This window comes from Labrys sp. E2SS-1L (assembly GCF_057073705.1).
Window position 1 is genome coordinate 1,269,829 of the sequence record NZ_CP172712.1, and the last position, 14,940, is coordinate 1,284,768.

At 63.4% G+C, this 14,940-nt stretch carries 10 protein-coding genes; all 10 read right to left on the minus strand.

Going from position 1 to position 14,940, the window contains the following annotated elements; translation table 11 throughout:
• Positions 1 to 51: 51 nt before the first annotated feature.
• Entirely contained in the window at positions 52 to 1,953 is a 1,902-nt protein-coding gene (locus ACIGJE_RS05785) for a caspase family protein (RefSeq protein WP_483679528.1), read from the minus strand.
• A gap of 44 nt (positions 1,954 to 1,997) precedes the next feature.
• Positions 1,998 to 4,661, minus strand: a complete 2,664-nt coding sequence (locus ACIGJE_RS05790) for a caspase family protein (protein ID WP_483679530.1) — start codon at positions 4,659 to 4,661, stop codon at positions 1,998 to 2,000.
• A 296-nt stretch (positions 4,662 to 4,957) separates the two neighbouring features.
• Positions 4,958 to 6,349, minus strand: coding sequence for a S1 family serine peptidase (locus tag ACIGJE_RS05795; RefSeq protein WP_415082508.1), 1,392 nt, complete (start codon positions 6,347 to 6,349; stop codon positions 4,958 to 4,960).
• Between the two features lie 70 nt (positions 6,350 to 6,419).
• A complete protein-coding gene (gene recD2 / locus ACIGJE_RS05800) occupies positions 6,420 to 8,648 on the minus strand; it encodes an SF1B family DNA helicase RecD2 (protein WP_483679532.1) in 2,229 nt (742 codons plus the stop codon).
• 89 nt (positions 8,649 to 8,737) lie between these two features.
• Positions 8,738 to 9,967: an MFS transporter gene (locus tag ACIGJE_RS05805; RefSeq protein WP_483679534.1), complete on the minus strand. Its 1,230-nt coding sequence runs from the start codon at positions 9,965 to 9,967 to the stop codon at positions 8,738 to 8,740.
• Between the two features lie 204 nt (positions 9,968 to 10,171).
• Positions 10,172 to 10,825: an outer membrane protein gene (locus tag ACIGJE_RS05810; protein WP_415082514.1), complete on the minus strand. Its 654-nt coding sequence runs from the start codon at positions 10,823 to 10,825 to the stop codon at positions 10,172 to 10,174.
• A gap of 657 nt (positions 10,826 to 11,482) precedes the next feature.
• Positions 11,483 to 12,136: an outer membrane protein gene (locus ACIGJE_RS05815; protein WP_367623811.1), complete on the minus strand. Its 654-nt coding sequence runs from the start codon at positions 12,134 to 12,136 to the stop codon at positions 11,483 to 11,485.
• A gap of 504 nt (positions 12,137 to 12,640) precedes the next feature.
• Positions 12,641 to 13,423 carry a bifunctional hydroxymethylpyrimidine kinase/phosphomethylpyrimidine kinase gene (gene thiD / locus ACIGJE_RS05820; RefSeq protein WP_367623812.1) on the minus strand — a complete coding sequence of 261 codons (783 nt, stop codon included), beginning with the start codon at positions 13,421 to 13,423 and terminating at the stop codon, positions 12,641 to 12,643.
• Positions 13,420 to 14,055: a thiamine phosphate synthase gene (locus tag ACIGJE_RS05825; protein WP_415082517.1), complete on the minus strand. Its 636-nt coding sequence runs from the start codon at positions 14,053 to 14,055 to the stop codon at positions 13,420 to 13,422. The genes thiD and ACIGJE_RS05825 overlap by 4 nt, the downstream gene beginning before the upstream one ends.
• Positions 14,052 to 14,849 carry a thiazole synthase gene (locus ACIGJE_RS05830; RefSeq protein ID WP_311939149.1) on the minus strand — a complete coding sequence of 266 codons (798 nt, stop codon included), beginning with the start codon at positions 14,847 to 14,849 and terminating at the stop codon, positions 14,052 to 14,054. The genes ACIGJE_RS05825 and ACIGJE_RS05830 overlap by 4 nt, the downstream gene beginning before the upstream one ends.
• Positions 14,850 to 14,940: the final 91 nt, after the last annotated feature.

The following is a 14,940-nucleotide window of genomic DNA, read 5'->3' on the forward strand; positions in this document are numbered from 1 at the left end:
TGCGGGAAGCTGCAGTTCCCTGGAGAACATGGATGGTCCACACTCCAGCCCTCAGCCCGGATTGAAGATGAAGTCTTCGCCGGGCAGGGAGCCATAGGTGAAGGGCTCCTGCTTGCGGTCGGTCGTCTTCATCACGTCGTCGCGCACCAGGCGAAACAGCTTGCCGATTTCGATGCCGGGCTTCTGCAGGTTGGTGGTGAGGGCGGTGACGAAGGGCGAGTTGCCGCCGCTGCCGTCGAGGGCGACCTCGCCGGCCTTGGCGGCATAGACGACGAGCGTGCCGCCATCCGGCTCGACCCGGCTGAGGCCGCGCGAGACGGCGCGCGTTGCCGTCTTGCGGGTCATGTTGGCCAGGAAGGGATTGTTGCGGCAGGCATCGAGGATGACCAGACGCATGCCCTTGGCGCCTTCGCTGGCGGTCATCACCCGATCGAGCGGCACGGCCTCGAAGGTGACGTCGCGATCGGAGGCGAGCTTGGCATCGACCGGCACCAGATAATTGGTGTTGGCGATCTCGATGCCATGGCCGGCATAATAGATCACCGCCCAATCGGCCCCGTCGGCCTGGCTGGCGAAGTCCTGCAGGGCGCGGTTGAGGCTGCGGAAATCGGTGTCCTCCGCCAGCGTCACCTCGGTAAAGCCGATCTTGCGCAGGGTGTCGGCAACCTTGGCGGCGTCGTTCTTCGGGTTCGGCAGGGCGGCGACATTGGCATAGTTGGAATTGCCGATCACCAGCGCGACCCGGCGGCCGAGCTCGGCTTTGGCCTGGGATGGCGGGGCGCCGCCGGTGGTTGAGGCACTGTTACTCTGTGGCGGCGTGGCGGAAGCCTGCAGCTTGGCGGCCATGGCCTGCTTGGCCTTTTCGAGCCCGGTCATGGCCAGGGCGTTCCCAGCTATCTGGCTCAGCTGGGCCTGATAGTCGGCGATTGCCAGTTCGGGCTGCCCAGCGGCCAGATAGACATCGCCGCGCTGGCGTAGGATGAACAATTTCTTCCGATCCAGATTGATGGCCTGGGAAAAATCGGCCAACGCATCCCGGTAGTTCCGTTTGGCTGCATAGGCGAGGGCCCGGGCTTGAAAGGCATCGGCGGTCTGGGCCTGGGTCGACAGATAGCGGGAGATATCGGCGACGGCGCCGTCCGGATTGTCTCCGAGCGCCCGCGCGAAGGCGCGGTCGACATACCAATATGCCTCCGGCGTACTGGTTCCTTCGATCTTTCCTGTGGCAAGCGCTTCGGCCTTGGCGAAATCGGCCTTTGCTTCGTCCGCTTTACCCAATTCGATCAGAGCAAAGCCGCGATGGGTGTAATCGCCCGGGATGACATTGTTTCCTCCCTTCTCGATCTGAAAGGTGAGGTCGGTGACAGCCTCGTTGACCCGGCCCAATCTCAGCAGCGCCACGCCACGGTAGCCGTGAACCATGGCATTGTCGGGTGCCGTGCGCAGGGAGGTATCGAAGTCGCCAAGTGCCTTTTCATAATCGCCGACGTCGAAATAACTCCTGCCACGGTCGGCATAGTCTCCTGCGCCCTTCGCTCCCTTATTGACCGCCTCTTTGAAATCGGCGAGAGCCAAGTCGTTCTTGCCCTGTTTTCTGTAGAGGAGTGCGCGTAGCGTATAGTGTTTCGCCGATTGAGGGGTGAGAGTCAGCCCCTTGGTGACATCGGCAACCGCCGGGTCGAATTGCTGGAGCTTGGTATAACCGATCGCGCGGCTATAGAGCACCATAGCGCGGTTGGGTTTCGACAATTGCTTCTCGCCGGCGGAGAGGGCGGCCGTGCAGGCTGCGACGTTTTCGTTGCCATCCTTGGCCTTGAAGCAGATATCGATATAGCGCTGCAGCTCGGTGGCCGTGAGTTTCGTTTGCCCCTGGGCCGTCGTGGCGGCGGCCAAGCTCGTGCCGAGGATCACGGCAAGGAGTGTTCCGAGAATGGGCGGTTTCAATCGACGCATTGCGGCGGTTTCCGGTTTCTCACTCCGACTCATGCCTGTTGTCCTCAGCCCGGATTGAAGATGAAATCTTCGCCGGGCAGGGAGCCATAGGTGAAGGGTTCCTGCTTGCGGTCGGTCGCCTTCATCACATCGTCGCGCACCAGGCGGAACAGCTTGCCGATCTCGATGCCGGGCTTCTGCAGGTTGGTGGTGAGGGCGGTGACGAAGGGCGAGTTGCCGCCACTGCCGTCGAGGGCGACCTCGCCGGCCTTGGCGGCATAGACCACGAGCGTACCGCCATCCGGCTCGACCCGGCTGAGGCCGCGCGAGACGGCGCGCGTTGCCGTCTTGCGGGTCATGTTGGCCAGGAAGGGATTGTTGCGGCAGGCATCGAGGATGACCAGGCGCATGCCCTTGGCGCCTTCGCTGGCGGCCATCACCCGGTCGAGCGGCACGGCCTCGAAGGTGACGTCGCGATCCGAGGCGAGCTTGGCATCGACCGGCACCAGATAATTGGTGTTGGCGATCTCGATGCCATGGCCGGCATAGTAGATCACCGCCCAATCGGCCCCGTCGGCCTGGCTGGCGAAATCCTGCAGGGCGCGGTTGAGGCTGCGGAAATCGGTGTCTTCAGCCAGTGTCACCTCGGCAAAGCCGATCTTGCGCAGGGTGTCGGCGACCTTGGCGGCGTCGTTCTTCGGGTTCGGCAGGGCGGCGACATTGGCGTAGTTGGAATTGCCGATCACCAGGGCCACCCGGCGACCAAGCTCGGCTTTGGCCGGAGGTTGCAGGGCGGCCAGTGCAGCCACCTGCGGTGAACCGGCCGTGGCTGGTGCATTGTTGCCCTGCGGGGTACCTGCGGTTGCCAGGAGTTTGGCAGCCATCGCTTGCCTGGCCTTTTCGAGGCCGACCATGGCGAGGGCGTTGCCGGGTGTAAGATTGAGTTGGGCCTGGTAATCTGCGATCGCCTGTTCAGGCTGGCCGGTCGTCAAATAGACATCACCGCGCTGGCGCTGGATGAACAAACGCTTGCGCCCCATGCTGATGGCCTGGGAGAAATCGGCGAGCGCCTTGGTGAAATCTTGCTTGGCGACATTGCCCAGTGCGCGTGCATGAAGGGCTTCGCTGGCCTTAGGGTCGATGGATAGATATTTGTCTGCATCGGCAATGGCTCCCTCGGCATTGCCAGTGAAGGCACGAACGAAGGCACGATAGACGAAATTGTAATTGTCCGTCTCGATCTTCGCGGTGGCGATGGCTTCTGCCTTGGCGAAATCAGGCCTGCCTTCTTCGGCGCGGCCAAGCTCGGCCAGCGCCTCTCCGCGATTCTTGTAGTCGCCGGCGCCGACCTTGTCGCCACCCCGCTCGATAGTGAAGTTCAGATCGGTCATGGCTTCTGCCGGCCGGCTCAGCCTCAGCAGCGCAGAGCCGCGAAGGGCGTGAGTGTCGATATCGTTCGGATCCAGGCGCAGCGATGCGTCATAGTCGGCGACGGCTTTCTGGTAATCCTCCAGGCCATAATAGCTGTTGCCGCGATTGGTATAGTCGGCCGCCGCCGGCGTTTTCTTGGCAAGGGCCTGGCTATAATCTGCCACCGCGGCGTCATATTTCGACTGGCCGTAGCGGACATGCCCGCGCTGCGTGTAATAACTCGCCTGGTCCGGATCGAGGGCGATGGCCTGGTCGAGATCGGCGAGAGCCAGATCGGCCTTGTTCTGCCTGTTGTATCCGACGGAACGATTGTAGAGGACGGTCGGCCGGTTGGCCGCCAGCAGCGTGCTGGCCGACAGTGCCGCCGTGCAGGCGGTGACGATCTCGGCAGCGTCCTTCGCTTTGGCGCAGATGTCGAGTTGCCGGTTCAGCTCGGCAGTGGGCATCGCGATGGTGCCCTTCGGGTTCTGTCCCGCCGCTGCGGCGGTATAGGGATTGGCAACGGTCTTCGGCCGGATCGAGAGGCCCATGACGATGGCGCTGTTGCGAAAATCCGGCCGTTTCTTGCGGTCCCAGCTGGCGATGAAGCCGACGATCGCATCATCCTTCTGTGCGATACTCGTATAGATGGTGAATTTGGCGTCGCCGCCGACGATCACGAAACGGGTAGGCTGTCCTTCGCCCTGATCATCGAGCATGACGGAATATTTGACCTTGCCGGCGCCCTTCTTCATGTCGGCGAACATCTGGTCGAGCCGTTCGCGCGATCCCGTCATATTGATCAATTGGACCAGCGCGTCGCCCGAGGGCGTCGTGTAGCGCGTCTCTCCTTTGACCGTCTGCTGTTTGGTCAGCACGCCGGCTGGATAGCTGATCTTCAGGACACCATTTTCCAGGGTTTTGAGGTTGGCCGTCCGCCGGATCGAAGCAACCCGGCCGTCCAGTTCGCTGACCAGGGCCGCACTGGGCGCCCCCGTTTCAGGCAGGTTGTTGCTGCGTTGATATTGGCGGATGGCCTGGTAGGTGGCGTTGTAGAAAATCCCCGAAACCGGCGGAGAGTTCTCTTCCGAAAACATGCCGGCCCAGGCCAGGTCTTCCTGCAGATTGGCGATCTGCTGGGCGCTCAACTGATTGGCCGCCGCCTGGGCGGAGGGGAAGGTGGCTTCCTGGCTTTGGGCAGCATGGGGCGCGGCCAAGGCAAGGACCACAGCCAGGCAGAGTTTCCTGCCGAGCCCCCCCGATGGGCCACGCCGGGAAACTCTTCCGAGGGAAGCGGCGATCGCTTTCAGTCGAAACATTTTAGGTTTTACCTCAGCCCGAACAGCAAGCCGGCCGTTTCCCTCGAGACCCTTGCCCGCCGAGATCCGCCCGCAGGGACCTTCGTCGACAGGTTTGGAGGCGAGGCCGAACTCTGGATCATTTGTTACAATGGATTGGCGTTTGGCAATAATGAAAAGTGCAAGTGACGATGCACCGGGACCTGTCGTAGCGAAGTGCCGAAATTTGCCAAGAAGGGCGGCGGTCTTTTCTTACCATCGCGGCGCGGAGGGCGAGATACGCAAGTAATGCACCGGCCTGTAGGCACCCCCTTGCTCTATGGCTTCGGCGTGCAGGTCAGCGTGACGGTGGCTTTGCTCGGGTCGCCGCCGCGCTCGGGAGGCGTGACGCCGCTGGCGCGCAGGAAGGCGGTGACGAACAGGCCCTTCAAGGCTGTCGGATCGCCATTGGCGGCGGCAAGGCCTGCCAAGGCGCCATCCTTGTCGATCAAGGCGCCGGGGGCGCCCGTTGCGAGCGATACGCGGCGACTGTCGTCATTGCTGCCAACCAGTGCCGTGATGGTGGTGGCGACCGGGGCGGAGCCGGACAGCAGGGCGACAGCATCACCTTGCGCCAGCGCCGGCTGCCGCCAGGCGAGCGGTGCCGGGCCTGGAGCTGGGTTGGCCCGGACCAGCGCGACGTCATTGCCGAGATCGCCGGCGACCACCTTGGCCGGGGCGCCGCCCTGCAGCGTCACCGTTTCGCATCCCGCCACCAGGCCGGCATAGGTCAGGATATCGCCGTTCGGCGACACCAGCGTGCCCGGGCCGGTTTTGGCCGCCGTCGAGGCGCCTGATGGCAAGGGCACAGGCGGACCGGTCGGCTTCGGCGGTTCGGGTGGGGGAGCCGGCTTGTCGGCGGGCTTGAAGATCGGCGGAGCCACTGCAGCCGGCTTGCCGCCATCGGCCAATTTCATCGAAGAGGCCATTGCAATGGAAACCCGATCGAAGCCGGGGGAAAGCGCCGGGTCCCAGCCGAGGGCGAAGCCGCGTGAATCGGTGTCGGTCTTGACGAAACGCAGATAGAAGCTCTTGCCGTCATTGCTGCCGGCGACCACCAGGAAATCCGGGCGCAGCAGCGAATAGGTCACCTTGCGCCCGGGCCGCTCCGTCTTGAGGCGGGTGAACAGGGCCTCGAAGCTCTCCTTCTCGGCCGGGATGGCGAGGATGTCGAGGGTGACGTCGTTCCCCTTGGTGTCGTTCTTGGGGGTGGCGAAATGGGGGCCGTTCTTGCCTTCCGTGCGCTCGGTGGTGAGCTTGGCCGGATAGCCCAGGGTGATGCCGCGTTCGGTGATTGTCGTAAAGCCGTAGCGCGCCGTGAATTTGGCGGCGTGCTGGGCGAGGGTGATGCGTTGGGGCGGCGTGAATATGCCGGTTTCCTTGGCCTTGATGCGCTTCTGGAAGGCGCGGATCGCCTCATAGCTGCGCTTGCCCATCTCGCCCGATGGCAGGGAGTTGAGATCGCCGGTCCAGATCAGGTCCTGCTGGATGGAGGCGAAATCTCCCGCTCCCATCGCTGCAGCCGCCGCCTTGGCAGCTTCGAAAGCGGCATCGAGGGGAGCGGCCGGTGCCGGCGCGGCGGGCGCCGGTTTCGTCTGGGCGGAAGCCGAACCGATCGGAACGGCCGAAGCCGCCAGCACCCAGGCGCCAATCATGGCTCGCCGCAACATTCCCGCCCCCCATCTTTGCCGATCTCTGCAAGATGTTTGTATAACGCCGTACCATGACGGCAAGGGTTCTTCAGGAAACATCCGGCGCGGGCGCAGCCAATTTTTCGCGGAGCCGGGTCCAGCGCCGACGCCCCATGGCATTTTCCGCCGCCAGCCTCAGGGCGCGTCTTTCGGCGACCACCACCACCAGCCGCTTGCCGCGGGTAATCGCCGTATAGAGCAGGTTGCGCGCCAGCATCGGATAATGGGCGTTGGAGATCACCACCACCACCGCCGGATATTCCGAGCCCTGGGCCTTGTGGATGGTGGTGGCATAGGCCGGCACCAGGCTGTCGAGCTGCGCGGTGGTGTAGTGGACGTCGCGTCCGTCGAAGGTGACGGTGAGCTGCCCCGCCTTCACATCCGTGCGGGTGACGAAGCCGATATCGCCGTTGAAGATTTCACGATCATAGTCATTGTCGATCTGCATGACCTTGTCATGCGGGGCGAAGGTACCGAATTCGCGCACGATCGCGCCTTCGCGGGCCGGATTGAGGACCTCGCGCAGCGCTTGCGTCAGCGTCTGCGAACCCAGTGGCCCCTTGTTCATCGGTGTCAGCACATGGATGTCCCTGACAGGATCGAGGCCAAAGCGGCGCGGCAGGCGGTTGGTGACGATGTCGATCACCTTGTTGGCGCCATCCTCGGCCGTCGCCATGTCGACGACGAAGAAATCGCCGTCATCGGGACTTTTGGCGCCTTCCGGCACCTCGCCGTGATTGACGGCATGGGCCGCGGCAATGATGCGGCTGGTTTCGGCCTGGCGGAACACTTCGGTGAGCCGCACCACGGGAATGACTTGGGAGGCGATGATATCGGCCAGAACCTGGCCGGGGCCGACCGAGGGCAACTGGTCGGCATCACCCACCAGAACCAGCGCGGCACGCGGTGAAAGGGCATCGAGCAAGGCGCGCATCAGCTCGATGTCGATCATGCTGGCCTCGTCGGCGATGACGAGGTCGGCATCGAGCGGATAGGCCCGCTGTCGGCGGAACGTGCCCGAGACCGGATCGATTTCGAGCAGGCGATGGATGGTCTTGGCCTCCTGGCCGGTGCTTTCGGCCATGCGCTTGGCGGCGCGGCCGGTCGGCGCGCACAGGGCGATCGTCACATCCTTGCGCTCGAGCGCCTTGATGATGGTGTCGATGATGGTGGTCTTGCCGACGCCCGGGCCACCAGTGATCACCAGCAGCTTGGAAGCGAGGGCCGTCTCCACCGCGAGCGCCTGGGCGGGGGCGAGACGCTTGCGGGTGCGAGCTTCGGTATCCAGCACCGCCTGGTGCAGGCCCTCCTGACGCCAGGGCGGGCTGCCGCCGGCCATCTGCTTCAGCCTGGTGGCAACGGCCTCCTCCGCGTTCCACAGCGCCGGCAGGAAGTAGGACGGGGCCCCCTCGATGGTGTCGCCGATGATCAAGCGGGTCTGCAGCAGGCGGGTGGCGGCATCGTTGAAGAGATAGTCGTCCACCTCCAGCACACGGCCGGCCCGTTCGAACAGGGCTTCGCGCGGTACGCCGCAATGGCCGTTGGTGGCGCCCTCGCCCAGCGCCCAGAGCAGGCCGGCAGTGAGGCGCGAGGGATCCTCGCGCTCATGCCCGAGACTGAGGGCAAACTGGTCGGCGGTGCGGAAGTCGAACCCCTTGACTTCGCGTGACAGCCGGTAGGGATCGGCCTTGATCAGTTCGACCGCATTGGTGCCGAGCGCCTTCTGCACGCTGGCGGCACGCGTCGCCCCGAGCCCGTGCTCGGTAAGAAAGACCAGGACGTCACGGAACTCCTGCTGGGCGCTCCAGCCCTCTCGGATCAGGCGGATGCGTTGGGGCGACAGGCCCGCCACCTCGCTCAGCCGGTCCGGTTCGCTGTCGAGGACCTTGAGCGTGTCCTTGCCGAAGGCTGCCACCAGCTTCTTGGCGGTTTCCTGGCCGATGCCGCGGACCAGGCCGGAGGCAAGGTAGCGCTCGATACCGGATGCGGAGCCGGGCGGCGTGGTGCGGATGGCATCGGCACGGAACTGCAGGCCTCGCTCGGGATCGATGCTCCAGCGCCCTTCCGCCTCGAGTTTTTCGCCGGGAGCGATGGCCGCTGTGCGGCCGATCACGGTGGCCAGGTCCTTGCGTCCCTTCACCTTGACGCGGAGCACGGCGAAGCCGTTTTCGGCATTGTGATAGGTCACCCGGTCGATAATGCCGGAGATCGTCAGATCCGTAGGCACTTCACCGGGAGGAGTCGGCTTCGAATCGCGTTTGAAGGAGGACGTGCGCATGCCAGCACCATGGGCAGGCCGGGGCGACTTGTCGAGGCATGTCGTGTGAGGTGCTTGCGCCGATCGTGGAGGAGGGGAGAGCCTCCCCTTCACGCGCTCCTGCTTGGGAAACGATCGGCATCGCGCAGCGACTTGAACAGGCGCGACCAGGCCAGGGCAACGAGGGTCGTGCCCAGGCCGCCGAGCACCACGGCCTCCACCGGGCCGAACAGGGCAGCGGTAAGGCCCGATTCGAACTCTCCCAACTGGTTGGAGGTGCCGACGAACATGGCGTTGACGGCACTGACCCGCCCCCGCATTGCGTCGGGCGTGCCGAGCTGGACCAGGGTTGAACGCACCACCACGCTGACGACGTCGGCGGCGCCCATCACCACCAGCGCCGGCAGCGATAGTGCAAACCAGGACGACAGGCCGAAGACGATGGTGGCGAGGCCGAACACCGCGACGGCCCCGAACATCTTCAGACCAACCCGCCGCTCCAGCGGCCAACGCGCCAGGATCAGGGACATGGACAGGGCGCCGAGGGCCGGGGATGCCCTGAGCACGCCGAGGCCGAAGGCATTGGTGTGGAGAATGTCGCGGGCATAGATCGGCAGCAGGGCCGTGGCGCCACCGAGCAGCACCGCGACCATGTCGAGCGAGATCGCTCCAAGGATGATCGGCCGGCTCCTGATGAAGGAGAAGCCCGAAAACACCGATTTGAGGGTCGCCGGTTCGCGTGCGGCGGGCGGCACGAGGATCCGGAGCCGTGAAACCAGGATCGAGGCTAGGCCGTAGAAGCACGCGACGAAAAGATAGGCTGGGCCGGGGCCGACGATGTAGAGCAGGCCTCCCAAAGCGGGACCGATGATGGTGGCGGTCTGAATGGCTGAGGCCGACAGGGCCAGCGCGCGCGGCAATTGGCGGGGGCTGACGATCATCGGGAGCAGGGCGGCCGTCGTCGGCATCTCGAAAGTGCGACAGGCGCCGATCACGACGGCGGCGGCGAAAATGATCGCTGGGCTGATCATGCCTTGCCAGGAAGCAAAAGCGAGTCCTGCCCCCGTCGATCCCGCCACCATCTGGCAGCAACGCACGACGGTACGACGGTCGAAGCGGTCTGCGATATGGCCGGCCGGAATGAACAGCACCAGCATTGGCAGGAATTGGCAGAGGCCGACGAGGCCGAGATGAAGGGCTGAACGGGTGAGATCATAGATCTGCCAGCCGATCACCACGGAGATGATCTGGAAACAGCCGGTGGAAAACACGCGGGCCGTCCAGAACAGTCCGAAGTCGCTGTGGCGAAGAAGGGAGGGCGTATCCCGAACGGCGGACATGAAGAGCTTTCAATATGACTTGATGAGACGAAGAAAATAATGACTGCAGGACCATGCATCGAAGCGAGGTCGCCGCAGGAGATGTCCTTGTCAGTATTCCCGCCAGCTGTACCCCGACATGTGGCGATATTCGGTTCATGGTCCGGAAAAGAAAAAGCCCGGCTTTCGCCGGGCTTTTCCTGCACATTGATCCAGATACGCGGATCAGAACTTGTAGCTCACGCCGAGATTCAGGTCGACGGCGTCGAACTTCACCTTCGTGCGGTCGCCGGCAATGGTGACGCTCTTGTCGCCGAGGTCGATATAGCGGGCTTCGCCACGAACGATCCAGTTCGGGTCGATGGCGTATTCGACGCCGGCGCCAGCGGTCCAACCCACGCGGGTGTCGGTCTTGGAACCCACGCCGGCAATGCTGGTCTTGACGTTGCCGTAAGCAACACCGCCCGTCACGTAGGGCAGGATATTGTCGAAGGCATAGCCGAAGCGAGCGCGGGTCGAGCCCATCCACTCGTTCTTGAGGGTGCCGCGGGCAACGACTTCGCCATCGGTGATCGACTTCGACTTCTTGAAGCTCGAATAGTCGATGTCGGTCTCAAGACCAACGACCCAGCCGCCGTCGAACTGCGCATTATAGCCGGCATGCACGCCGCCGAGGAAGCCTGCACCGTCGAACTTGGCATGGTCAACCTTGCCCTGGCCGATCAGTGCACCGGCGTGGACACCAGCGTAGAAGCCGGTCCAGTTGTAGACGGGAGCGACGACCGGAGCGACCGGCTCGACAGCCTGGGGAGCCAGATCGGCGGCGAAAGCCGAGGTCGAGGTGAGGAGGAGAGCCGCGAGGGCCAAACGCATTTTCATTACTAGGACTCCAGGGCCGGAAATTCAGTGTGGGAGCATATAAACAGAAACCGTCCTGGGAGTCTGTAGCATTCCGGTCACAGTGCTAGACAAACGAACGAAGCTGGAGTCGTGCTTGTTTCGAAAATCCAAAAACGGACCCATTGAGATAAGGTTAAAATTGTATTAGATTTATGAATGTAATAATTAAATTCGAAGAAATTTGAAATTAAATTCAGATGTACGGCCGCGTTGCAATGGGGTGGCGCCGATCCGTGACAATTGTGCCATCTTCAAGCCAAGTATAGTGTCGAGTTGTGCTTTGCATCGGCCGTTGCGCGACAGAGGCCGGTCTTGCCGAAGGTTGGTTCGGCACCAGTACACCCCGGCGTAGGGGCGAGAGGGAACTGGAACGTCCCACGGTCGGAACGGAACGAATCGCCAGGAATCGCAAAATGTTCTGGTGAGCGGCGAGCGCAGTCGAAGGAATGGCTCGGTCAGAACGAATTTTGTCCCGGAACTTGCTTCGAGCCGCCCTGGGAGCTGACCGTGGCGTGCGGCGCCGTGCCATAACGATAGCCAGCGTTTCGGCGTGGCTGTTTTGCAACCCGATACCGGCAAAAGAAAAAGCCCGGCTTCCGCCGGGCTCTTCCTTACGCAATGATCCAGATACGCGGATCAGAACTTGTAGCTCACGCCGAGGGTCAGGTCGGTGGAGTTGAACTTCACCTTGTGGCGAGTGCCGCCGAAGGTGCTGCTCTTGTCTCCGAGGTCGACATAGCGGGCTTCGCCGCGAACGATCCAGTTCTGGTCGATGGCGTATTCGACGCCAGCGCCAGCGGTCCAACCCACGCGGGTGTCGGTCTTGGAACCAACGCCGGCAATGCTGGTCTTGACGTTGCCGTAGGCAACACCGCCCGTCACGTAGGGCAGGATGTTGTCGAAGGCATAGCCGAAGCGAGCGCGGGTCGAACCCTGCCACTCGTTCTTGAGGGTGGCGCGAGTGACGATGTCGCCATCGGTGACAGCCTTGGACTTCTTGACGCTCGAATAGTCGATGTCGGTCTCGAGACCAACGACCCAGCCGCCGTCGAACTGGGCATTGTAGCCGGCATGCACGCCGCCGAGGAAACCGGTGCCATTGAGCTTGGCGTGGTCAATCTTGCCCTGGCCGATGGCAGCGCCAGCATGGATACCAGCGTAGAAGCCGGTCCAGTTGTAGACGGGAGCGACGACCGGAGCGACCGGCTCGACAGCCTGGGGAGCCAGGTCGGCAGCGAAAGCCGAGGTCGAGGTGAGGAGGAGAGCCGCGAGGGCCAAACGCATTTTCATAGTTCGATACTCCAAAAACCGGAAAATCACAGTGGCTGGATATAAGCAGAAAGCGTTGACGGAGTCTGTAGCGTTTTCGCCACACCGGCATTCGAACTGGTGACAGGCCCGCGCAGATTTCAAGGCAAAAATAAGACAGATGCGATGGCATCATACAGTTAAAATGCAATTAAATGACTTTCGCGGTCGCAAAAGTTTTCCCAATAGAATTTGAGTTTCGGGGTAATTAATAAAAATTCCAAGAACTATACGTGTTGTTTGAATTGAACGTCAGCGAATTAGCCGTAGGGTATCACCGCTGTCGGTGGCGATGAGGGGGGATCTATGCTTGTGAGACGCTTCATGCTGCTCTGCAGCACGGTCCGGACCAAGTCGAGCCGCTTGGCAATTGTGCAAAGAACCTGCCCCATTTGCGCCACATTGTGGGGCGGAATGTGGCGTGGGATTGCTTTGCTGCAATGAGAGGGCAGGACTGCATCTTTTGCATGGCTGTTCGATTTTCTCTCAAAAAGGCACGGCAGGGCCACAGCCACACCCGATTTGGAGCTTGATTCCGGCTTTCAGGCAATCCGCCAGCCATTCCTTGGCGCGTCCAACCGAGGCGGCGAGTGTGCGGCCGCCCGCGAGGTTGGCGGCAATGGCCGAAGAGAGCGCGCAGCCCGTCCCATGCAGGTTTGGGGTTCTGACCCAGGCTCCGGCAAAGCGCCGGGTATCATCGCGGGTAGCGAGAATGTCGACCGCCTCGCCGAGATGGCCATGTCCCCCCTTCAGCAGGACTGCCCGCGGACCGAACTCGAGAAGGGCCTGGGCTTGCTCGATCATTTGCGCTTCGCTCTCCGCCAATGCCTCGTTCAACAGGATTGCCGCTTCCGGCAGATTTGGCGTCAGGCAGGTGGCGAGCGGCAGGAGATCGGCCTTGAGGGCCGCGAGCGTCCCCGTCTCGCCCAGCAGCCGGCCGGTGCTCGCCGACATCACCGGATCGAGCACGATGGGCAATCCCAAGCCTGTCAGCCTTTCGGCGATGGCGCGCGCGTGCCCGGCGCTCGGCACCATGCCGATCTTGATGGCTCTGACCTCGAAATCGTCGAGCACGGCATCGAGCTGTGCAGCGAGCACGTCCGGCGGGACTGCATGGATGGCGCTGATGCCGCGGGTGTTCTGCGCCGTCACGGCGGTGATAACAGTGGTGCCGAACACGCCGAAGGCGCGAAAGGCGGCAAGGTCGGCCTGGATACCGGCTCCGCCGCCCGAATCGGAACCGGCAATGCTGAGCGCGATTGCCGTCATGTCCTGACCGAAGCCGGCCGGGTCGCGGCCAACCAGGCTTGGGTACGAGCGTCCGGATCGGGATGCCTGACAACGTCGCTGACCATGGCGATGACGTCGGCCCCGGCGGCGAGGCAGGCCGGCGCCCGTTCGAGGGTGATGCCGCCGATGGCGACCAGCGGCAGGTCGCCGATCAGCTTTTTCCATTCGCCGATGCGCTCCAGCCCCTGCGGAGCGAAAGGCATCACCTTGAGCGTGGTGGGATAGATCGGCCCCAGCGCCACATAATCAGGATCGCGCGCGAGCGCGCGCGCGAGCTCGGCGTGGTCATGCGTCGAGATGCCGAGCTTCAGCCCTGCAGCGCGGATGGCGGCGAGGTCGGCAGTGTCGAGGTCGCCCTGGCCGAGATGGAGGAAATCGGCACCGGCCGCGATGGCCGCCCGCCAATAATCGTTGACCACCAGATCGGCGCCATAGGCGCGGCAGACCGTCAAGGCTGCGCGGATCTCGGGCATAACAGTCTCGTCGTCGCGATCCTTGATGCGCAGCTGCACCAGTTTCGTGCCCTGCTTTACCAGTCGCTCGACCCAGTCGACGCTGTCGACCACGGGATAGAAGGGATCGAGCCGCCAGATAGTGTCGATGATGCTCATGCCAGCACCACCGAATCCAGATTTGCCTGGCCGAAGACTGGTGTCGAGGGGGCTGCCATGTCGCGCGGCAACATGGGGTCGGCAAGGAAGGCGAGGCGCCCGGCCTCGATGCCAAGCGCAAAGGCCCGCGCCATGCCGGCGGGATCGCCCGCCTTGGCGACGGCGGTGTTGAGCAGCACCGCGTCATAGCCGAGTTCCATGGCATGCGCCGCGTGCGATGGCGTGCCGATGCCGGCATCGACCACCAGCGGAATGCCGGGGAAATGCGCCCGCATGCTGCGCAGCCCATAGACATTGTTGAGACCGCGCCCCGAGCCGATCGGTGCGCCCCAGGGCATCAGCACCCGGCAGCCGGCGTCGACCAGGCGTTCGGCCACCACCAGGTCCTCGGTGGTGTAGGGGAATACCTCGAAGCCTTCGGAGACGAGGATGCGGGCCGCCTCCACCAGGCCGAAGACATCGGGCTGCAAGGTATCGGCGTCGCCGATCACCTCCAGCTTGATCCAGCTCGTGCCGAAGACTTCGCGTGCCATCTGCGCCGTCGTCACCGCTTCCTTCACGCTATGGCAGCCGGCGGTGTTGGGCAGCACCTTGACGCCGAGCTCGCGGATCAGGCCCCAGAAGCTCTGGCCGCTGCGCTCCCCGCCGGACTCCCGGCGCAACGAGACGGTAACGATGCCGGCCCCGGACGCGCGCACGGCCTCGGCGAGAATGGCGGGCGAGGGATATTGCGCCGTGCCGAGCAGCAGGCGGGAGGTGAAGGGGGTGTCGTAGAAAATGAGGGTGTCGGTCATGGTGTCATTTCCGGGTGCGCGGACGTCTCGTCCGCTCTTGAACCGCAACGCGTCGTGAAAAGGGAAGAGCGGACATCGCGACATGTCTGCA